The following is a 19,738-nucleotide window of genomic DNA, read 5'->3' on the forward strand; positions in this document are numbered from 1 at the left end:
ACCGTGCCCTGGACCCGCCTGAGCCTTGCCCTGTTGCTCGCCGCCAGCAGCCTTACCGTGCAGGCCCGCGACTATGCCTACAGCGATGCGCACCTGCATTACGTCGATTTTTTCCAGGAAACCGCCGGCATGGACAAGCTGCTCAAGGCGATGGCTGACAACCGCATCGAGCACGTGATGATTTCCGGCATTCCGGTCGCAAAGAAATGGCACGAAGACGAACCCAAGCGCCCGCGCTACTACGCCGGTGACGATGCCGATGCCTACTGGTACAGCGCCACCGACGTGATCGTGGCCGCAGCGGTCAACAAACTGCCCCCTGAGCAGCGCCCACGCTTTCATCCGTTTCTGTCCGGCTTCAACCCCAACGACAAGAACTCGGCGGCCCATATCCAGCGCATGCTCGACCTCAACCCGGGGCTGTGGCAGGGCATCGGCGAAGTCTTCACCCGCCATGACGACCTCACGGCCATCACCGCCGGCGACACCCCACGCGCCAATAACGAAGCCATGACCCGCATTTATCACTTGGCGGCGGAACACGACCTGCCCGTGATGCTGCACTCCAACATCACCTCCAAGCGCGAGCGCAACCCGCTGTACCTGGCCGAGGTCGAGCAGCCCCTGCGCAACCATCCCCATACCCGCTTCATTTGGGCCCATGCCGGCACCAGCAAGGAAATCCACCGCCATCAGGTGCAGATGGACTTTTTGCTGCCGACCTTGAGCCGCCTGCTGGAGACTTACCCCAACCTGTACATCGACCTGTCCTGGAGCATGCTCACGCCGTATTTGCTGGATGACGCAGGGCTGCCGCGCCCGGAGTGGGTCAAGCTGGTGGAGCGCTTCCCCGAGCGGTTTATGCTGGGCTCGGACGTTGTAGGGCGGTTCAACAAGCTCGGTAAGGAAATGCGCCGCTTCGACCCGTTCCTGGATGCCCTGCCGGAGGACGTCGCTCGCAAAGTCGCACGGGACAACTTTTTGGCGATCCTGCCTAAAGCGCCGAGCGATGGTGTAGCGCGTTGATATCGCGTTTTCGTCTTACGCAAAACGAGCAATAGGCCGATACCTTTCAAGAGCCAGCTGCAAATGGATGCAGCGCAATTGGAAGGAGCCAAGGCATGAGTATCAGAAGTCTGAATATCGCCCCGCGCGCGGGCTTGGGGTTTGGCCTATTGGCGTTGATGGTATTTGCCCTGGGCGGCTTTGCCCTGTTGCAGATGGCCAATATGCGCCAGCAATCGGACCAGGTGGAGAACAACTGGCTGCCCAGCGTGATGGCGGTGGGGCAGATGAGTCAGGACTTGCTGCGTGTTCGGGCGCTGACCTTGCGCCTGCTGGTCAACCGCGATTCCCAGGCGCTGGCGCAGAACGAACAGAAACTGGGCGACCTGAAAAGCGGCCTGCATCATGCGCAGACCCTCTACGAGGCGCTGATTGTGCTGCCCGAGGAACGCACGCTGTTTGATCGCTTCAAGGCCCAGGAGCAGCAATACCTGCAACGCCAGGAGCAGGTCATGGGGTTTTCCAAGGCCAACCAGCTGGAAGACGCGATCAGGGTGGTCAATGGCGAGATGAACCAGATCGCCGACGAAATGGCCGCGACCCTGCACGAACTGGTCAACCTCAACAAAGCCAACGCCAACCAGGCGGCCAGCCTGGCGCAGAGCGTGTTCAGCCAGTCGCGCAGCTGGGTGGTCGGCATGATCGTGCTCACGGCGCTGATCACCATCGGCCTGGCGGTGTGGCTGACGCGCAGCATCGTGCTGCCCCTGGCGCAGTCGTTGAAAGTGGCCCAGGGCGTGGCCAGTGGCGATCTGACGGGCGAGATCAGCGTCAGTGGCAACGACGAGCCGGCGCGCCTGCAGCAGGCGCTCAAGGGCATGCAGGAGAACCTGCGCGACACCATCCGGCGTATCTCCGAGTCTTCCAACCAGTTGGCGTCAGCCTCGGAAGAACTCAGTTGCGTGACCGAAGACGCCACCCGCGGCTTGCACCAGCAGAATCAGGAAATCGAGCAGGCCGCCACGGCGGTCAATCAGATGACCTCAGCGGTGGAGGAGGTGGCAAGCAATGCAGTGGCCACGTCCCAGGCGTCACGCGAGTCCGACCGCATTGCCCAGCACGGGCGCGAGCAGGTGCACCAGACGGTGGTGTCCATCGAGGCGCTGGCCACTGACGTGACAGACAACGTGACGCAGGTCGAGGACCTGGCGCAAAAGGTCTATGGGATCAGCAAGGTGCTCGACGTGATCCGCTCGATTGCCGAGCAGACCAACCTGCTGGCGCTGAATGCCGCCATTGAAGCCGCCCGCGCCGGGGATGCCGGGCGTGGCTTTGCGGTGGTGGCCGATGAAGTGCGCGCCCTGGCCCATCGCACCCAGCAGTCGACCCAGGAAATCGAGCAGATGATCAGCGGCATTCAGCAGGGCACCGATCAGGCGGTCAGCTCGATGCAGCAGAGCAATACGCGGGCGCGTTCGACCTTGGATATCGCCAAGTCGGCGGGCACGGCGCTGGAGGAAATTGCGTCGGCGTTCACCTTGATCAACGAGCGCAACCTGGTAATCGCCAGCGCATCCGAGCAACAGGCGGCGGTGGCGCGGGAGGTGGATCGCAACTTGATGAACATCCGCGACCTGGCGCATCAGACCTCGACCGGGGCGAATCAGACCAGTGCGGCGAGCCAGGAGTTGTCGCGCTTGGCGGTGGATTTGAATTCGATGGTGGCGCGGTTTTCGGTGTAGGGCCGGGTACCGAGTTGGCGCTATCGCGGGCAAGCCAGCTCCCACAGGTATTTCAAATGTGGGAGCTGGCTTGCCTGCGATGAAGGCGACTCGGTCTCAAATCCATTACCCACAAAAAAGCCCCGAACCAGTCGGGGCTTTTTCATGCAATCAAGCTACAGGTCTTACTGACCCTGCCAGCGTTTCAGCACCAGGGTAGCGTTAGTGCCACCAAAGCCGAAGCTGTTGCTCATCACGGTGTCGATTTTTGCATTCTCAACGGTCTTGGTCAGGATTGGCATGTCAGCCACCACCGGATCAATCTCGTCGATGTTGGCCGAACCGGCCATGAAGTTGCCTTCCATCATCAGCAGGCAGTAGATCGCTTCGTGAACGCCAGCGGCGCCCAAGGAGTGACCGGACAGGCTCTTGGTAGAGCTGATGGCCGGAGCCTTGTCGCCGAATACCGCACGCACGCCTTCCATTTCCTTGGCGTCGCCGACCGGAGTCGAGGTGCCGTGGGTGTTCAGGTAGTCGATTGTAGTATCCACAGTGGACATGGCCATCTGCATGCAACGGATGGCGCCTTCACCGCTTGGGGCAACCATGTCGTAGCCGTCGGAGGTCGCGCCGTAGCCAACGATTTCCGCGTAGATCTTGGCACCACGGGCCAGAGCGTGTTCCAGCTCCTCGACCACCACCATGCCGCCACCGCCGGCGATGACGAAACCGTCACGCTTGGCGTCGTAGGCGCGGGAGGCCTTTTCCGGGGTTTCGTTGTACTGGGTGGACAGCGCGCCCATGGCGTCGAACAGGAACGACTGGCTCCAATGCTCTTCTTCACCGCCGCCGGCGAAGACGATGTCCTGCTTGCCCAGCTGGATCTGCTCGACGGCAGTACCGATGCAGTGAGCACTGGTGGCGCACGCGGAGGAGATCGAGTAGTTCACGCCCTTGATCTGGAACGGCGTGGCCAGGCAGGCCGAAACGGTGCTGCCCATGGTCCGTGTAACACGGTACGGGCCAACGCGCTTCACGCCTTTTTCGCGCAGGATGTCCAGCGCTTCCATCTGGTTGAGGGTCGATGCGCCGCCGGAGCCGGCGATCAGGCCGGTGCGTACGTTCGATACCTGGTCTTCGCTCAGACCGGAGTCGGCGATCGCGTCTTTCATCGCCAGGTAGGCGTAGGCGGCAGCGTGGCCGACGAAGCGATAGATCTTGCGATCGATCAGTTCTTCGAGGGGCAGGTCGATGGAGCCGGAAACCTGGCTACGCAGACCCATTTCGGCATATTCCGGGTTGAAGCGGATGCCAGGGCGACTTGCACGCAGGTTAGCGGTGACGGTCTCTTTGTCATTGCCCAGGCAAGAAACAATGCCCAGACCAGTGATAACGACGCGGCGCATGCGGATAACCCTTAAAAGTTGTCAGTGGAAGTGAATACGCCGACCCGAAGGCCTTCGGCAGTATAGATCTCGCGACCGTCGACGCTCACCGAACCATCGGCGATGGCGAGGTTCAGCTTGCCCTTGAGGACGCGCTTGATCTGAATGTTGTAGGTGACTTTCTTGGCGGTCGGCAGGACCTGGCCAAAGAACTTCACTTCGCCCGAACCCAGGGCGCGACCGCGACCCGGCAGGCCTTGCCAGCCGAGGAAGAAACCGACCAGTTGCCACATGGCGTCAAGGCCCAGGCAACCTGGCATCACAGGGTCGCCTTCGAAATGGCAGGCGAAGAACCACAGGTCCGGGGTGATATCCAGCTCGGCGACCAATTCACCTTTGCCGTACTTGCCACCCTCTTCGCTGATATGGGTGATGCGATCCACCATCAGCATGTTCGGGGCGGGCAGTTGCGCGTTACCTGGGCCGAACAGCTCACCGCGACTGCAGCGCAGCAGGTCTTCCCGAGTAAAGGCGTTTTGTTTGGTCATGCGAGCTCCTCAATAATCCCATGCGGCAGGGTAGGGCAAATCTTCCCGAACCGAATGAAGCGTTCATGCCTCATGTCGGCAGCCTACACATAGACTATTGCGTTGTAGTGAAAGTCACAGCGGCAAGGCACTGAATGTACACTTGTTCACTGAAATTTTAAACCGGGCCTGTTTATGGGCCCGTTCGGGTGCCTAAGACTGCCGCACTTTCGTCTTTCACGCCAGTCGGAGTTGGCTGATGGCGCGGCGCTATTGCACCCAGCGCTGCAGGATTTGCTGCAAATCCGTGCGTTTGAACGGCTTGGCCAGGTAATCGTTCATTCCGGCTGCCAAACAGGCTTCCCGGTCACCCTGCAAGGCGTTGGCGGTGAGGGCGATGATCGGCAGGTCGGCGCAGCCCGGCAGTTGGCGAATTTGCCGGGTGGCCTCGTAGCCATCAATCAGCGGCAACCGGCAATCCATCAGGATCACCGTGAAAATCAGGCTCTCGGCGCTGCGGATCGCTTCGGCGCCGTCGGCGGCCAGGCTCACTTCAAAGCCCAGGCTGCGCAGCATGGCTTCGACCACGGTGCGGTTGACCGGGTTGTCTTCCACCAGCAGGACATGCCGGCCATTGCCGGCGCTGGCCTTGCCGTCGGCATCGCTGGCAATGGCCGGCACGCTGTGCTGGTCGATGGCCAGGGGGATTTCCAGGGTGAACACCGAACCACGGCCTTCTTCGCTCTGGGCGCGCAGGGTGCCGCCCATGCGTTCGGCCAGGGTGCGGGCGATGGGCAGGCCCAGGCCGGTGCCGCCGTAACGTCTTGAAATGGAACTGTCGGCCTGCTGGAACGCGTCGAACATCAATTCCAGGCGTTCGGTGGAAATCCCGATGCCGCTGTCGCGCACGGTGCAGGTGAACCACACCAGTTCATGGTCGAGGGTCTGCCAGTGCGGCTCGACGCTGACGCTGCCGTGTTCGGTGAACTTCAAGGCATTGCCGATCAGGTTCACCAGGATCTGGCGGATCCGCGTCGGGTCACCCTGCACCCGCAAGGCGTCCATCCCCGTCGGGATCGACAGCTGCAGCGCCAACCCGCTCTGCTGGGCGCTGTGCTGGAACGCCTGGGCGCAGCTGTTGATCAGGTCCGCGAGGTTGAATGGAATGTGCTCCAACTCCAGGGCGGCGCGTTCGATCCGCGAGAAGTCGAGAATGTCGTTGATGACCTTGAGCAAATGCTCGGTGGATTCGGAGGCCAGCGCCGCGTACTCGGTCTGCTCCTCGGTCATCTCGGTGGTTTCCAGCAACTGCAACATGCCCAGCACGCCGTTCATGGGCGTGCGCAACTCATGGCTCATCATCGCCAGGAAATCCGACTTGGCGTTGTTGGCGCGCTCAGCTTCTTCGCGGGTCTGGATCAACTGGGCCATGGCTTGTTGCTGTTCGCGACTGGCCTGGTTGAGGCCCTCGGCGAGGTTGTTGATATGCCGCGACAGGTCGCCCAGTTCCGAGTCATCCACGATGGGCAGCGGGGTCTTGTAGTCGCCTTGCTGGATGGCCTTCACCGCGTGGCCCATGGCGCTGATCGGCTGCGACAGGCTGGCGGCCAGGCGCCTGGCGAGCAGAAAGGTAAACAGCAGGGCGAACAGCGCGAGGATGCCGGCCTTGAACAGGATCTCTTGCTGGCGCTGGCTGAACGCGTCGTTGGACATGCCGACGATCACCCGGCCCAGGTAGTCCGCGCGCGGCGCCTTGGGTTCGTTGAGGTTGTCCTGGAAGAAGTCATTGCCCAACTGGATGTGTTGCAGGCGGATCGGCGCCTGGAACACTTTGACCGACAGCGAGCGGTCATGTTTTTCCGACGGTTGCTCGACATACACCAGGATGTTCTCGCTGCTGTCCTGGATCTCCAGGAACCGCACGTGGGGCGTGGCCAGCGTGGCGCGCAACAGGCTGTCGAGCACATCGTTGTTGCCGGAAATCACCCCGTACTCGGTGGCGGGCGCCAGTTGGTTGGCGATCAGCTGGCCGGTGTGGTCCAGTTCCTGGCGCAGGTCCTGGATACGCACGAAGGTGAAGAAGCTGATCAACAGCAACGTCAGCAACAGCGCCGGGCCCAGGGTGATGAGCTGGGTGCGGGTGTTGATGTCCCAACGACGACGCAAGGTCATGGGCGTTTTTCTCCTTCGGCCAATCGGGTGGCGACGCTGGCTTCGTCCACCTGTTCGATCCCCAGTGAGCGGGCGACTTGCGGGTTGCCCACGACTTTGAAGCGTTCCGGGTACAGCGAGCGCGGCCAGTTCCCCGGTGGATGGTCGAGCAGGCGGTCGAGCACCGTCAGCCAGTCGGCCTGGTCGCTGTAGGTGCTGGCCAGGCTGCCGGCGCGCACAAAGCCCGCGTTCGGGCCCACCAGCGGCAGTTGCTGGGCGTAGCTGCTCAGCAACAGGTTCTTCGCGGTCTTGGGGTTGTACAACTGCGGGTCGTCGAGGCCGAGCAGCACGTCACTGTTGCGAAACAGGGTTTGCAGCGGCCGACTGTCATTAATGTTGCCCCAGAGCTGCGGCACGATCTCCAGGCCCAGGGGCGTGGCGTGCTGGCGCAGTTCGGGCAGGAGGAATTCACTGTCGGCGCCATAGAGCACGCCGATGCGCCGCGCCTGGGGCAGGATGCTCGCGATCAGGCGCAGTTGGCGCTCCAGCGGCGGGTCGCTCCACAGCAGGCTGATGCGTGGGTGCTGGGTGCTGCCCAGGCGCTGGTGGGCCTGCAGCCGGCTGATGCGCAGCACCAGTGTCGGCGGGCCCTGGGTGTCCTGCAAACGCCAGTCGAGGCCCGGCAGGTCGAGCAGGATCAGCCGTGTGTTGGCCGGCAGGCGGCTGGGGGCCGGCATGTCTTTGAGCGGTGTGAAGGTGACGTGGTCTTCGGGGCGTTGCTGGGCCAGGGCCTGGGTGAAGGCCTGCACGCCGGCGCCGTCTTCGGCGGCGGTCAGCAGGATATCGGCGCTCCAGGCTGGCGCGCTGAATAGCAGGCACGCGAGCAGCACCGCGCGTCGCCAGCGCCGAGTGATAAAAAAGCAGGTCATCCGTGACGAGTCGCCCATGTCAGAACTCTAACTCCGCGCTGAAGTAGAGCACATGGCGATGGTCATAATTGTTATCGGCCCAGGTGGTGGGCTGGTTATCCAGGCGTTCCTGCAACATGCCGGCCAGCTCCACGTTGGCTTTGCCCAGGGCAATGCGCTTGGCCACCCGCAGGTCGACCCGTTCGAAGCGATATTGGTTGAGCGCGTCATCGCCGTAGTAGAACAGCGCGCTGGACCAGCCTCGGCCCCATTCGCGCAACCAACCGGCGGAGCCGCTGTTGCGCGCGGTCTGCGCTTTGTCCCGCGGGTTGCTGCTGGTGGCGTCGACGTAAGCATAGGTCAGCCGCAGGCGGTCGGCGTTGCTCACGCGCCAGTCGAACTGGGATTCGGCGCCGGTGAACCGCGAACTGTTGGCGTTGCTGGCAATGTATTGGTTATTGCGCAGCGGCGAGCTGATCATGTCGGTGATCTCGTCATAGAACAGTTTCACGTCCATGTTCAGCCCGATGTCGGCAAAGAAGCCGTTGTACCCCAGTTCCCGCGATTTCATCATCTCTTTATCGAGGTTGCCCGGGCCCCGGGTCTTTACGAAGTATTGCCCGGTGGTCTGCCCATAGGCGGGGGAGCTGAGGTTGGTGACGCGGTAGCTCCAGTTGACGTTGTTCTCGAACATGTCCGGTGAGCGGATCGCTTCGGAGTACACCGCGCGCAGGCCGTGGCGCGGGTTGATCAGGTAGTTGACCGCCACCCGGGGCGTCAGCGAGTTGCCGCTCAGGTGGGTGTCTTCATACATGGCGCCGCCTTGCAGCAGCCAATGCTCGCTGGCGCGCCACTCCAACTGGCCGAACAGGCGCCAGGTGGTGTCGTCCAACGTGCCGTTGAAGTAAGTGTCGGAGTCGGCGCGGTCGTAGCGGTAGTTCATGCCGCTGACCAGGCGCAGGCTGTCGGACAGGCTGAGGGTGTCTTGAATCTCCAGGTCGTAGCGGCTTTCGCGGGTGCTCTGGTCGATGTCGCCGCACACGCTTTGGCTGGCACCGTCGCGCCATTGCTGCAGCACTTGGTTGGCCAGTGCTTGCTCGGCGGCGCTGCCGGGTGGTGCGCTGCCCTGGCTGTAGGTGTCCATATGCCGGGCGAGCAGTTCGGCGTAGTTGGGGTTCATCTGCCACAGCTGGGTCAACTCGGGGCTGAACGACACCTTGGCGTCACAGGCCTTCCAGATTTGCCGGCGGTCCCACTGTTGCGCCGAGCCTTGGATATACAGGCTGTGGTCTGGGTTGAAGTCGAAGTTCCAGCGCAGGGAGCCGGCGTAGTCCTTGGCCGTGACGTCGGAATTGTTGCCGCCTTCGGTAATCCCGGCAAATACCGGGCTGTAGGTATAAGGACGCTGGTTGGTGCCTTCCTTTGCATCCAGCTGCAAGTCGATGCTTTGTTGCGTGTTCAGCGTCTGGCTGATCGCCAGGCTGAAGCGGTTCAGACGCCGGCTGTCACGGCGGTCGGCGCCTGCGGCATCGCTGTCGAAGCCGTCGTCCTGTTGCCCGGAGAGGGACAGGCGCAAGTCACCGGTTTCCCAGCCCGCGCCCTGGCTGGCATAGAAGTCATTGATGCCGCGTTCGCCGCGCACCACCTTGACCCGCGTGCCGTGGCTGTTGGCCGGTGAGCGCGTAAGAATGTTGACCACTGCCATCAAGGCATTGGCGCCATAGCTGACGGTGTTGGGGCCGCGGAACACTTCGATGCGCTCGATATCTTCCATGGCCACCGGAATGTCACTCCAGTCCACAGTGGCCAGGCCGGCGCGGTACACCGAGCGGCCATCGATCAACACCTGCATGCGCCGCGCATCGCTGGCACTGGTGCCGTGGTAGTTCACTGCTGCCTGGTTGCCGGTGGTGTAGCCGACCATCATCCCCGGCACCAGGCGCAGCAGCTCACTGATGTCCCGTGCACCGCTGGCCTTTATCAGCTCGCTGTCGATCACGGTCATGCTGCCGGGCACGGCGGCGGCCGATTGCTTGAGGCGCGTGGCAGTCAGCACCTGGGGCAGCGGCTGGCTGTCGAGGAACAGGTCGTCGGCCAGCGCCGGTGCGCTGCACAACAACATCAACCAGAGGGATGAGCGAGGAGGAGGGCCCAAATACACGGCACGGCCTTGATAATTGCGGATAGCCGCCCATGTTAACTGAGGTGGGGCCTTTTGCCAGTCGCCGGACTTGCAATTACTTCATGTAAACCTGGCATTTTCCGACAAACGCACGAATTGATACGGGGGCTGGCCGCAAGCGGGTCGGCCCGTATAATGCCGGCATCGCCACTGGTATGGATTAACGGATTGCATATGACTGAACAGCGCCCTATCGCGGTCCTGGGAGGCGGAAGTTTTGGTACCGCCGTGGCAAACCTGCTGGCCGAGAACGGTCACGCTGTGCGCCAGTGGATGCGCGATCCCGAACAGGCCGAGGCCATCCGGGTGCACCGGGAAAATCCGCGTTACCTCAAAGGCATCAAGATTCATCCGGCCGTCGAGCCTGTTACCGACCTGCTGGAAACACTCACCGCCTGCGACCTGTGCTTCGTCGCGCTGCCCTCCAGCGCCTTGCGCTCGGTGCTGGCGCCCCACGCCGAACGCCTGGCGGGCAAGCTGCTGGTCAGCCTGACCAAGGGCATCGAAGCGCAAACCTTCAAGCTGATGAGCGAGATCCTCGAAGAGATCGCGCCCCAGGCGCGCATTGGCGTACTGTCCGGGCCGAATCTGGCGCGGGAAGTCGCCGAGCACGCGCTGACAGCCACAGTGGTGGCCAGTGAAGACGAGGAACTGTGCGAGCGCGTCCAGGCGGTGCTGCATGGCCGTACCTTCCGGGTCTACGCCAGCAGCGATCGCTTTGGCGTCGAGCTGGGCGGTGCACTGAAAAACGTCTACGCGATCATCGCCGGCATGGCCGTGGCGCTGGGCATGGGCGAAAACACCAAAAGCATGCTGATCACCCGTGCCTTGGCCGAGATGACCCGCTTTGCAGTGAACCAGGGCGCCAACCCGATGACGTTCCTGGGGCTGGCCGGCGTCGGCGACCTGATCGTCACCTGCTCCTCGCCGAAAAGCCGCAACTACCAGGTGGGGTTCGCCCTCGGCCAGGGCTTGAGCCTGGAAGATGCGGTCACGCGCCTGGGCGAAGTGGCCGAAGGCGTCAACACCCTCAAGGTGCTCAAGGCCAAGGCCCAGGAAGTCGGTGTGTATATGCCGCTGGTCGCCGGGTTGCACGCGATCCTGTTTGAAGGGCGCACCTTGAACCAAGTCATCGAGTTGCTGATGCGCGCCGAGCCGAAAACCGATGTCGACTTTATTTCCACCAGTGGTTTCAACTGAGGAACGCGTCATGAACGATCCGAAAGCAGCCCCCAAGTACGAATCCATTGCCTTGCGCATCCTCTGGATGCTGGTGTTCGCCCTGGTGTGGCAGGTGGCGCAGTTCCTGCTCGGTGCACTGGTGGTGGTGCAGTTGATCTACCGCCTCGTCTACGGCGCGCCGAACCTGGGCCTGATGAACTTCGGCGACAGCCTCAGCCAGTTCCTTGCACAGATCGGCCGTTTCGGCAGCTTCCACACCGAACAGAAGCCCTGGCCGTTCGCCGACTGGCCCACCCCGCGCGCGCCCGAGGGCGAAACCGCCCACAGCGTGCCGCCCGCGCCACACCCGGTGCGTGACGAGGAGCCGAAGCTGTGAAGCTGTGGATACTGCGCCACGGTGAGGCCGAAGGGCATGCGCGCACCGATGCCGAGCGCAACCTCACCGAGCATGGCCGCGCCGAAGTGTTGCGCAGTGCTGCGCAACTGATCGGCCAGCCCCTCAGCGCGATCATCGCCAGCCCTTATGTGCGGGCGCAGCAGACCGCACACCTGGTGCGTGAGGCGTTGGGTTTTGAGCCGCAGATTCGCACGGTGCCGTGGCTGACACCGGAGGGCAACCCGCAGTTGGTGCTGCAAAACCTCGACAGCGATGACAACGTGCTGCTGGTCAGCCATCAACCGTTGGTGGGCAGCCTGATCAGCTTCCTGCAGCATGGCCATCAGCGCCAGCCGCAGCCGATGCACACCGCCAGCCTGGCGGAACTGGAGGGAGATTTCCCGCTGGCAGGGCTGATGAACCTGGTCAGTGTGAAGAATCCGTAGGCGTTATCGCTGCTTTGTGTGTGCTATATAGTCAACCGAGCAAGTGCTTGGTTGGCTATCATCGGACCACAAAGGAGCGCGTCCCATGCCCGTCGCTTTTCGTTTGCCGTTGCAGGTCTTCTTCGAACGTGAAGCGCGACATCCGCGCCAAACCTTTCTGGTCCAGCCCGTCGGCGGCGGCCAGGTCCAACGCCTCACCTGGAGCGAGGCCGGCCACCAGGCCCGCTGCGCCGCGCACTGGCTGTGCGCCCGGGAGTTGCCCCAGGGCTCGCACATTGCCCTGATCTCGAAAAACTGCGCCCACTGGATCATCGCCGACCTGGCGATCTGGATGGCCGGGCATGTCTCGGTGCCGCTGTACCCCAACCTCACCGCCGACTCCGTTGCCCATGTGCTCAGCCATTCCGAGGCGGCGCTGGTGCTTATCGGCAAGCTTGACGACTGGCCAGCCATGGCGCCCGGCGTGCCGTCCGATGTCCCGACCATCAGCTTGCCGTTATGCCCGCCGGGCGCATTCGATTTCACCTGGGCCGACCTGCAAGCCAGCTCGCCGATCCAGGACAATCCTCAGCCGGCCGCCGCAGAGCTGGCCACCATCATCTATACCTCCGGCACCACCGGCTTGCCCAAAGGCGTGATGCACAGCTTCGGCGCGCTGGGGTTTGCCGCCACCCGTGGCACCGAGTTGTTCGGGTTGGGGGAGGGCGACCGGCTGCTGTCGTACCTGCCGTTGTGTCACGTGGCAGAACGGATGTTTGTGGAAATGGCGGCGATCTACACCGGGCAGACGGTGTTTTTCGCCGAAAGCCTGGATACCTTTCTGACTGATCTGCGTAGGGCGCGTCCGACCGCACTGTTTGGTGTGCCGCGCATTTGGACCAAATTCCAGATGGGCGTCTACGCCAGGATCCCGGAAAAGCGCCTGGACTTCCTGCTGCGCCTGCCCTTTATCGGCAAGCGCGTGGGCCACAAGGTGCTCGCCGGCCTGGGCCTGGATGCGTTGCGCATCGCGCTGTCCGGCGCGGCGCCGGTGCCCGAGGCGCTGCTGCGCTGGTATCAGCGCCTGGGCCTGGATGTGCTGGAGGTGTATGGCATGACCGAGAGCTGTGGCTACTCCCACGTGTGCCGGCCCGGCCAGCAGACCCTCGGCTGGATCGGCCTGCCGTGCCCCGGTGTGGACGTGCGCATCGACCCCTCGGGCGAAGTCCAGGTGCGCAGCGGCGCGACCATGCTCGGCTATTACAAGGACCCGCAGAAAACCGCCGAGACGATCACCGCCGACGGCTTCCTGCGCACCGGTGACAAGGGCGAGCAGGATGCCGATGGCCGGCTGCGCCTGACCGGGCGGCTCAAGGAAATCTTCAAGACCAGCAAAGGCAAATACGTCGCTCCCGCGCCGATTGAAAACCGCCTGGCCGAACATGCGCGCATCGAGCAGGTGTGCGTGGTGGGCGATGGCCTCACCGCGCCGATTGGGCTGTGCGTGTTATCGGCGGTAAACGAAGACCCGCACGCACTGCGCAGCAGCCTTGAACGCTGGCTGGAACAGGTCAACCAGGCGCTGGATAAACATGAACGCCTGCGCCAGTTGGTGGTGGTGAAAGACAACTGGGCGGTGGAAAACGGCTTCCTGACCCCGACGCTGAAGATCAAGCGCAACGTGATCGAATCGACTTACGGTGCACATTTCCAAGCCTGGAGCGAGCGCTCCGAATCCGTTCTGTGGCAGGATTAGGCTCATCATAAAACCAAAAAGGACAACGGCATGAGCCTGTGGCGCACTCAACCGAATATCGATCAACTCAACGCGATCCAGAAAAACACCATCGGTGAACTGCTGGACATTCGCTTTGAAAGCTTTGACGACGACTCCCTGACAGCCAGCATGGTGGTTGATCATCGCACCCATCAGCCCTACGGCTTGTTGCATGGCGGTGCGTCGGTGGTGTTGGCCGAAAGCGTGGGTTCCATGGCCGCCTACCTGTGCATCGATGCCAGCAAGTTCTATTGCGTGGGGCTGGAGGTCAACGCCAACCACCTGCGCGGTGTGCGCAGCGGGCGCGTGACGGCGGTGGCCAAGGCGATCCACATCGGCCGCACCACCCAGGTCTGGGACATCCGCCTGACCAGCGATGATGGCAAGGCCAGTTGCGTCTCGCGGCTGACCATGGCCGTGGTGCCACTGGGCGAGAACCCACCGGCGCGATAGGCGTGGCATGAGTGTCATCATTCCTGGCAGTTACAGTCATTGCTGTGCCGGCCGGGCATGGTGACAATCAATCTCTGTTTTTGTAGATGGATCTGGTATGTCGCAGCACGTGTTTTTTGCCCACGCCAATGGCTTCCCCTCGGCCACCTACGGCAAGTTGTTCGCCGCGCTGGCCCCGGAATACGCGGTGGCTCACCTGCCGCAGCACGGTCACGACCCCCGGTTTCCGGTGGACGATAACTGGCAGAACCTGGTGGACGAGTTGATCCATCACCTGGAGCAGCAACCTGAACCGGTGTGGGGCGTGGGCCATTCCCTTGGGGGCGTATTGCACCTGCACGCGGCCATGCGCTGCCCGCAGCTGTATCGCGGGGTGGTCATGCTCGATTCGCCGGTGCTGACCCGTGCTGACCGCTGGGTGATCCGCGCGGCCAAGCGCTTCGGCTTTATCGACCGCCTGACCCCGGCCGGGCGCACCCTGGGACGCCGCGAAGAGTTCAGCGACCTGGACGCCGCGCGCAGCTATTTCGCCGGCAAGACCTTGTTCCGTGGCTTTGACCCGGAATGCTTCGACGCTTACCTGCAACACGGCCTGCACCAGGTCGGTGACCGCCTGCGCCTGCGTTTCGACCCGTCCACCGAAATCAGCATCTACCGGGGCGTGCCCCACACCAGCCCCGGTCAGGTGCGCCAGTTGAAAGTGCCGCTGGCGGTGGTGCGCGGCCGGCAGAGCCGGGTGGTGATGCGTCACCACGCCAGCGGCGTCGGGCGCCTGCCCATGGGCGAAATGCTCACCATGCCCGGCGGCCACATGTTCCCCCTTGAACGCCCCCAGGACACCGCGGCCTTGATCAAAAACCTGTTTTCCCGCTGGCAAGCCCGCGAGCGCAGTTGCGCATGAGCACACCGGTCGAAGAAGTGCGCCTGAGCCTGCCGCATATCGAACTGGCGGCCCATCTGTTCGGTCCCGAGGACGGTTTGCCGGTGATCGCCCTGCATGGCTGGCTGGACAACGCCAACAGCTTTGCGCGACTGGCGCCGAAACTCCAAGGCTTGCGCATCGTTGCACTGGACATGGCCGGGCATGGGCATTCGGCGCATCGTCCGATGGGTGCCGGTTATGCCTTGTGGGATTACGTCTTCGATGTGCTGCAAGTCGCCGAGCAACTGGGCTGGAAACGTTTTGCATTACTTGGCCACTCCCTCGGCGCCATTGTGTCGCTGGTGCTGGCCGGTGCGTTGCCGGAGCGCGTGACGCACCTGGGATTGATCGACGGTGTGATCCCACCGACGGCCAGCGGTGAGAACGCCGCCGAGCGCCTGGGCATGGCGTTGCAGGCGCAATTGAACCTGCAGGACAAGCGCAAGCCGGTCTATAACACCCTGGACCGAGCGGTGGAGGCGCGCATGAAAGGCGTGGTGGCGGTCAGCCGTGAAGCCGCAGAACTGCTGGCCCAGCGCGGTTTGATGCCGGTGCCGGGCGGCTACACTTGGCGTTCCGACAGCCGCTTGACCCTGGCGTCGCCGGTGCGTCTGACCGATGAGCAGGCGATGGCCTTCGTGCGGCGGGTAAGTTGCCCTACGCAGTTGGTGGTGGCCGCCGACGGCATGCTGGCGAAACATTCCGAATTGCTTTCTCAGCTACCTTTTACGGTAACCACGCTGCCGGGTGGCCATCATTTACACCTGAATGACGAACCCGGCGCGGTCCTTGTTGCAGACTGTTTCAATCGGTTCTTCTCCACGCCTTGACTTGGCGCGGTCAACTGCCGAGGCTGGGCGGATTGAAAGGGAGTCAACCATGAACCATCTCAACACCGCTGTGCGCTCCGATGGCCAGGGCACCTTGATCCGATGAGCCTTCGTAAAGGATGTATCCGTGCCCTCGGGCTGTGCTGTTTCAGCCCCCTGGTGTTCGCCGCCGATGTGCCGGGAAGCCAGGATTTACCGGCAGTGTCCCGTCAGGTCGACTCACAGATCGTCGACTACCGCCCGGCCGAAGAGAAGGAGCGCATCTACCCTATGGGCGCGATCCGCAAGATCAGCGGCCAACTGCGTTACGAAGGCCAGGCCACCGCCCGTGGGCAAGCCACGGCGATTACCTACGAATTGCCCGCCGAACACACCTCCAGTGCAGCCTTTACCGCAACGCGCGAAGCGTTGCAGGCGAAGGGCGCGCAGTTACTGTTCTGGTGCCAGGCCCGCGATTGCGGCGAAAGCAGCCTGTGGGCCAATGAAGTGTTCGGCAACGCCAAGCTGGTCGGCGCCGACGGCCAGCAGGAATACCTGCTGCTGCGCCTGGCAGCCCCCCAGGACAATTCCCTGGTGGCGCTGTACGGCATCACCCGCGGCAATCGCCGCGCCTACCTGCATGTGGAGCAACTGGATGCCAACGCGCCGCTGGGTGACCTGTTGCCCACGTCGGCCACGCTGTTGCGTGAGTTGAAAAGCACCGGCGAGCTGGACTTCCCCGCGCTCGGCGGCGACCCTGACGACACCTGGCTGACCCTGATTTCCCGTGGGTTGAACCTCGATACCACCTTGCGCGTCAGCCTTACCGGCCCGAACGCCGAAGCCTGGCGCCAAGCCCTGGTCGACAAAGGTGTGCGCGCTGCGCGCATGGAAACCGGCGCCGCTGAAACCAAAGGCCTGCACCTGCATCTGATACGCTGATCGTCACAAGGCGAGCGGACCCGCGCCGTTCGCCTAAGCTCTCTTCCTACAGCCTTCTTCTAGAGATACTCCATGCCCAATAACGATCGCCTACTGGTGCAAATCCTGCTGCTGGTGCTGTTCGGTGCCAGCTTCTGGGTGATGGCGCCGTTCTGGTCGGCGCTGTTCTGGGGCGCGGTGCTGGCGTTTGCCAGTTGGCCGCTGATGGTCCTGCTCACGCGCTGGCTGGGCGGTCGCGAATCCTTGGCCGCCGGCATCCTCACGTTGTGCTGGATGTTGCTGGTGGCGCTGCCGCTGGTGTGGCTGGGTTTCAATCTCGCAGACCATGTGCGCGATGCGACGGCGTTGATCAAGGATATCCAGGTCGATGGCCTGCCGGAGGCGCCCACCTGGCTTGGCTCGATCCCCTTTGTCGGCGAACGGCTGGTGGCGATGTGGGACAGCATCGACCAGCAGGGCGCAGCCTTGATGGTCAGCATCAAGCCGTACCTGGGGCAAGTCGGCAATTGGCTGCTGGCGCGCAGTGCGCAGATCGGCGGTGGAATCCTGGAGCTGACCCTGAGCCTGGTCTTCGTATTCTTTTTCTACCGGGACGGGCCGCGCCTGGCAATGTTCGTCCACCGTCTGCTGGAGCGCTTGATCGGCGACCGCGCCGGCTACTACATCGAACTGGTGGCGGGGACGGTCCAGCGGGTGGTCAACGGCGTGATCGGCACCGCCGCCGCCCAGGCCGTGCTGGCGCTGATCGGTTTCCTGATCGCCGGCGTGCCGGGTGCGCTGGTGCTGGGTATCGTCACCTTCCTGCTCAGCCTAATCCCCATGGGCCCGCCGCTGGTGTGGATCCCGGCCACGGCCTGGCTGGCCTGGAAAGGCGACTACACCTACGCGGTGTTCCTCGGTGTGTGGGGCACGTTCATCATCAGCGGCGTGGACAACGTGCTCAAACCCTACCTCATCAGCCGTGGCGGCAACCTGCCGCTGGTGATTGTGCTGCTTGGGGTGTTCGGCGGCTTGATCGCCTTCGGTTTCATCGGCCTGTTTATCGGCCCGACCCTGCTGGCGGTGGCCTATAGCCTGTTGATGGATTGGAGTGCGACCCAGGCCCAGGTACGCCGAGAAGACAAACCGCTGTGACCCATGGGAACCGGGGTCAGGTCCTGGGCAACCACATCACTGCAGTCAAGCCACCGCCTGGGGTTTCTTCGAGTTCCAGTCGACCGCCGAGGCGCTCCGCGGCCTCCTTGGAAATCGTCATGCCCAGGCCGACCCCGCCGGAGTTGCGGTTGCGTGAGCCCTCAAGCCGATAGAACGGCTCGAACACCGCCTCGCGCTTGTCCGCCGCGATGCCGGGGCCGTGGTCGATCACGCGGATGACTAGGGCTTCGCGGCTGTCCGTCAGTTCGATACGCGCCGTGCCGGCATAGCGCAAGGCGTTGTCGATCAGGTTGTTGAGGCACGAACGCAAGGCCATCGGCTGCACCTGCAGCGGCGCGCAGGTGCCGGCGAATTGCACATCAGAGCCTTGGTCCTGGGCGTTTTCGCTCATCGACTCCACCAACGCCTGCACGTCCAGCCAATGCCGGGTTTCGCTGGTGCGTTGCTCGTGCAGGTAGCTCAACGTGGCGTCGAGCATGCCGATCATGTCGTCGAGGTCCTGGCGCATCTGGCCCTGCAGCTTGGTGTCTTCGATCTGTTCCAGGCGCAGCTTGAGGCGTGACAGCGGGGTGCGCAGGTCATGGGACACCGCGCCGAGCATGCGCGCACGCTGGCTGACCTGTTCGCGGATACGTCGTTGCATCAGGTTGAAGGTCGACGCTGCCTGCCGTGCCTCCCGTGGCCCCGACTCGTCGAGAGGTGGGCTGTCGAGGTCCAGGCTCAAGCGCTCGGCGGCTTCACTCAGGCGCTGGATCGGCCGGCTCAGCAGCTTGGCGCCGTACCAGGCAGCAATGATCAGCGAGATGAACTGGAACGTCAGCGGCACCACCGGGCCACCGAACCAGGGGCGGCGATGCTCCTTGTGCAGCGGTTTCATGGATCCGTCCGGCTGCTCCACGAAGACTTCCCGGGGCGGTGGCGGCGGGGGCGGGCCGTAGTAGCGAAACCAGGAGATTGCCAGCACGTGGGCCAGCACAATGGCCACCAACAACACGCCAAACAGCCGACCGAACAGCGTGTTGAAGGCGTTGCGCATCAGCCGATATCCCGGGCGTCGAACAGGTAGCCTTCGCCGCGTACGGTCTTGATCAGTTGCGGCGCCTTGGGGTCATCCCCGAGTTTCTGCCGCAGGCGCGACACCAGCAAGTCAATGCTGCGATCAAAGGCTTCGATCGAGCGGCCACGGGCGGCATCCAACAATTGCTCGCGGCTCAGCACCCGACGCGGACGCTCGATAAACACCCAGAGCAGGCGGAATTCGGCGTTGGACAGCGGCACCACCAGGCCATCGTCGGCCACCAGTTGGCGCAGCACACTATTAAGGCGCCAGTTGTCGAAGCGGATATTGGCGCGCTGTTCGGTGCGGTCATCGCGCACGCGACGTAGGATGGTCTGGATGCGTGCCACCAGCTCACGCGGCTCGAAGGGCTTGGACATATAGTCGTCGGCGCCCAGCTCCAGGCCGATGATGCGGTCGGTGGGTTCACAGCGGGCGGTGAGCATCAGGATCGGGATGTCCGATTCCGCGCGCAGCCAGCGGCACAGCGACAAGCCGTCCTCGCCTGGCAGCATCAGGTCGAGCACGACCACGTCAAAGGTTTCGGCTTGCATGGCCTGGCGCATGGCGGTGCCGTCGGTGACACCGGTGGCCAGGATGCCGAAGCGGGCGAGGTAGTCGATCAGCAGTTCGCGGATCGGCACATCATCATCAACGATCAGCGCGCGGGTGTTCCACCGCTTGTCATCGGCGATCACCGCGCCTTTTTGCTCGTCGGTCATGGAGACGGGAGGGGTATGCATAATGCGATCATCTGCCCT

The 19,738-nt window shown here is 63.2% G+C and carries 18 protein-coding genes and 1 pseudogene; 12 read left to right on the plus strand and 7 right to left on the minus strand.

Features of this window, described 5'->3' with window-relative positions; all coding sequences use genetic code 11:
* Positions 1–3 precede the first annotated feature (3 nt).
* The 3 genes and pseudogenes from KUA23_RS09510 (at position 4) to KUA23_RS30255 (ending at position 2,747) form a co-directional block, all read left to right on the plus strand.
* Positions 4–1,026 (plus strand): amidohydrolase family protein, encoded by a 1,023-nt coding sequence (locus KUA23_RS09510; RefSeq protein ID WP_078047640.1) that lies wholly within the window; start codon positions 4–6, stop codon positions 1,024–1,026.
* Positions 1,027–1,121: 95 nt separating this feature from the next.
* Positions 1,122–1,892: pseudogene (locus KUA23_RS30250) on the plus strand (MCP four helix bundle domain-containing protein); the annotation flags it as partial.
* Positions 1,884–2,747: a methyl-accepting chemotaxis protein gene (locus KUA23_RS30255; protein ID WP_410896876.1), complete on the plus strand. Its 864-nt coding sequence runs from the start codon at positions 1,884–1,886 to the stop codon at positions 2,745–2,747. The pseudogene KUA23_RS30250 and the gene KUA23_RS30255, both read left to right, overlap by 9 nt.
* A 164-nt stretch (positions 2,748–2,911) precedes the next feature.
* Here KUA23_RS30255 and fabB read toward each other — a convergent pair whose 3' ends face one another.
* The 5 genes from fabB to KUA23_RS09540 all read right to left on the minus strand — a co-directional run bounded on the left by fabB (position 2,912) and on the right by KUA23_RS09540 (position 9,858).
* A complete protein-coding gene (gene fabB / locus KUA23_RS09520; protein WP_252993819.1) occupies positions 2,912–4,132 on the minus strand; it encodes a beta-ketoacyl-ACP synthase I in 1,221 nt (406 codons plus the stop codon).
* An 11-nt stretch (positions 4,133–4,143) separates the two neighbouring features.
* Positions 4,144–4,659, minus strand: coding sequence for a 3-hydroxyacyl-[acyl-carrier-protein] dehydratase FabA (fabA, locus tag KUA23_RS09525; RefSeq protein ID WP_010211704.1), 516 nt, complete (start codon positions 4,657–4,659; stop codon positions 4,144–4,146).
* Between the two features lie 249 nt (positions 4,660–4,908).
* On the minus strand, positions 4,909–6,810 hold the full coding sequence (locus KUA23_RS09530) for an ATP-binding protein (protein ID WP_252993820.1): 1,902 nt from the start codon (positions 6,808–6,810) through the stop codon (positions 4,909–4,911).
* Entirely contained in the window at positions 6,807–7,736 is a 930-nt protein-coding gene (locus KUA23_RS09535; protein ID WP_078047643.1) for an ABC transporter substrate-binding protein, read from the minus strand. Before KUA23_RS09535 ends, KUA23_RS09530 begins: the two co-directional genes overlap by 4 nt.
* Before the next feature lies 1 nt (position 7,737).
* Positions 7,738–9,858, minus strand: coding sequence for a TonB-dependent receptor plug domain-containing protein (locus KUA23_RS09540; protein WP_346356393.1), 2,121 nt, complete (start codon positions 9,856–9,858; stop codon positions 7,738–7,740).
* Between the two features lie 195 nt (positions 9,859–10,053).
* On the opposite strand from KUA23_RS09540, the gene KUA23_RS09545 reads away from it, so the two are divergent.
* The 9 genes from KUA23_RS09545 (at position 10,054) to KUA23_RS09585 (ending at position 17,899) form a co-directional block, all read left to right on the plus strand.
* Positions 10,054–11,079, plus strand: a complete 1,026-nt coding sequence (locus KUA23_RS09545; protein ID WP_012723107.1) for an NAD(P)H-dependent glycerol-3-phosphate dehydrogenase — start codon at positions 10,054–10,056, stop codon at positions 11,077–11,079.
* 10 nt (positions 11,080–11,089) lie between these two features.
* Positions 11,090–11,437, plus strand: coding sequence for a DUF4389 domain-containing protein (locus tag KUA23_RS09550; protein ID WP_099493393.1), 348 nt, complete (start codon positions 11,090–11,092; stop codon positions 11,435–11,437).
* A complete protein-coding gene (gene sixA, locus KUA23_RS09555) occupies positions 11,434–11,883 on the plus strand; it encodes a phosphohistidine phosphatase SixA (protein ID WP_099493394.1) in 450 nt (149 codons plus the stop codon). The genes KUA23_RS09550 and sixA overlap by 4 nt, the downstream gene beginning before the upstream one ends.
* 85 nt (positions 11,884–11,968) lie before the next feature.
* Positions 11,969–13,618 carry an AMP-binding protein gene (locus KUA23_RS09560; RefSeq protein ID WP_252993821.1) on the plus strand — a complete coding sequence of 550 codons (1,650 nt, stop codon included), beginning with the start codon at positions 11,969–11,971 and terminating at the stop codon, positions 13,616–13,618.
* Positions 13,619–13,648: 30 nt separating this feature from the next.
* Positions 13,649–14,092 carry a hotdog fold thioesterase gene (locus tag KUA23_RS09565; RefSeq protein ID WP_034102975.1) on the plus strand — a complete coding sequence of 148 codons (444 nt, stop codon included), beginning with the start codon at positions 13,649–13,651 and terminating at the stop codon, positions 14,090–14,092.
* A 97-nt stretch (positions 14,093–14,189) separates the two neighbouring features.
* Positions 14,190–14,993 carry an alpha/beta fold hydrolase gene (locus tag KUA23_RS09570; RefSeq protein WP_252993822.1) on the plus strand — a complete coding sequence of 268 codons (804 nt, stop codon included), beginning with the start codon at positions 14,190–14,192 and terminating at the stop codon, positions 14,991–14,993.
* On the plus strand, positions 14,990–15,844 hold the full coding sequence (locus tag KUA23_RS09575; RefSeq protein WP_252993823.1) for an alpha/beta hydrolase: 855 nt from the start codon (positions 14,990–14,992) through the stop codon (positions 15,842–15,844). Before KUA23_RS09570 ends, KUA23_RS09575 begins: the two co-directional genes overlap by 4 nt.
* 102 nt (positions 15,845–15,946) lie before the next feature.
* Positions 15,947–16,765: a DUF4892 domain-containing protein gene (locus KUA23_RS09580; protein ID WP_078047650.1), complete on the plus strand. Its 819-nt coding sequence runs from the start codon at positions 15,947–15,949 to the stop codon at positions 16,763–16,765.
* Between the two features lie 72 nt (positions 16,766–16,837).
* Positions 16,838–17,899 carry an AI-2E family transporter gene (locus KUA23_RS09585; RefSeq protein WP_252993824.1) on the plus strand — a complete coding sequence of 354 codons (1,062 nt, stop codon included), beginning with the start codon at positions 16,838–16,840 and terminating at the stop codon, positions 17,897–17,899.
* Positions 17,900–17,915: 16 nt separating this feature from the next.
* On the opposite strand, the gene KUA23_RS09590 is transcribed toward KUA23_RS09585, so the two are convergent.
* Positions 17,916–18,956 (minus strand): sensor histidine kinase, encoded by a 1,041-nt coding sequence (locus KUA23_RS09590; protein ID WP_078047652.1) that lies wholly within the window; start codon positions 18,954–18,956, stop codon positions 17,916–17,918.
* Positions 18,956–19,720 (minus strand): response regulator, encoded by a 765-nt coding sequence (locus KUA23_RS09595; protein ID WP_095017565.1) that lies wholly within the window; start codon positions 19,718–19,720, stop codon positions 18,956–18,958. Before KUA23_RS09595 ends, KUA23_RS09590 begins: the two co-directional genes overlap by 1 nt.
* Positions 19,721–19,738: the final 18 nt, after the last annotated feature.

Source organism: Pseudomonas pergaminensis, assembly GCF_024112395.2.
GTDB lineage: Bacteria > Pseudomonadota > Gammaproteobacteria > Pseudomonadales > Pseudomonadaceae > Aquipseudomonas > Aquipseudomonas pergaminensis.

What these genes read in the sequence shown, in the direction of transcription:
- KUA23_RS30255 (WP_410896876.1), top strand. Translation starts at nt 1,884, where the DNA reads ATGCAGGAGAACCTGCGCGACACCATCCGGCGTATCTCCGAGTCTTCC.
- fabB (WP_252993819.1), bottom strand. Translation starts at nt 4,132, where the DNA reads ATGCGCCGCGTCGTTATCACTGGTCTGGGCATTGTTTCTTGCCTGGGC.
- fabA (WP_010211704.1), bottom strand. Translation starts at nt 4,659, where the DNA reads ATGACCAAACAAAACGCCTTTACTCGGGAAGACCTGCTGCGCTGCAGT.
- KUA23_RS09530 (WP_252993820.1), bottom strand. Translation starts at nt 6,810, where the DNA reads ATGACCTTGCGTCGTCGTTGGGACATCAACACCCGCACCCAGCTCATC.
- KUA23_RS09535 (WP_078047643.1), bottom strand. Translation starts at nt 7,736, where the DNA reads ATGGGCGACTCGTCACGGATGACCTGCTTTTTTATCACTCGGCGCTGG.
- KUA23_RS09545 (WP_012723107.1), top strand. Translation starts at nt 10,054, where the DNA reads ATGACTGAACAGCGCCCTATCGCGGTCCTGGGAGGCGGAAGTTTTGGT.
- KUA23_RS09550 (WP_099493393.1), top strand. Translation starts at nt 11,090, where the DNA reads ATGAACGATCCGAAAGCAGCCCCCAAGTACGAATCCATTGCCTTGCGC.
- KUA23_RS09560 (WP_252993821.1), top strand. Translation starts at nt 11,969, where the DNA reads ATGCCCGTCGCTTTTCGTTTGCCGTTGCAGGTCTTCTTCGAACGTGAA.
- KUA23_RS09565 (WP_034102975.1), top strand. Translation starts at nt 13,649, where the DNA reads ATGAGCCTGTGGCGCACTCAACCGAATATCGATCAACTCAACGCGATC.
- KUA23_RS09570 (WP_252993822.1), top strand. Translation starts at nt 14,190, where the DNA reads ATGTCGCAGCACGTGTTTTTTGCCCACGCCAATGGCTTCCCCTCGGCC.
- KUA23_RS09575 (WP_252993823.1), top strand. Translation starts at nt 14,990, where the DNA reads ATGAGCACACCGGTCGAAGAAGTGCGCCTGAGCCTGCCGCATATCGAA.
- KUA23_RS09580 (WP_078047650.1), top strand. Translation starts at nt 15,947, where the DNA reads ATGAGCCTTCGTAAAGGATGTATCCGTGCCCTCGGGCTGTGCTGTTTC.
- KUA23_RS09585 (WP_252993824.1), top strand. Translation starts at nt 16,838, where the DNA reads ATGCCCAATAACGATCGCCTACTGGTGCAAATCCTGCTGCTGGTGCTG.
- KUA23_RS09590 (WP_078047652.1), bottom strand. Translation starts at nt 18,956, where the DNA reads ATGCGCAACGCCTTCAACACGCTGTTCGGTCGGCTGTTTGGCGTGTTG.
- KUA23_RS09595 (WP_095017565.1), bottom strand. Translation starts at nt 19,720, where the DNA reads ATGCATACCCCTCCCGTCTCCATGACCGACGAGCAAAAAGGCGCGGTG.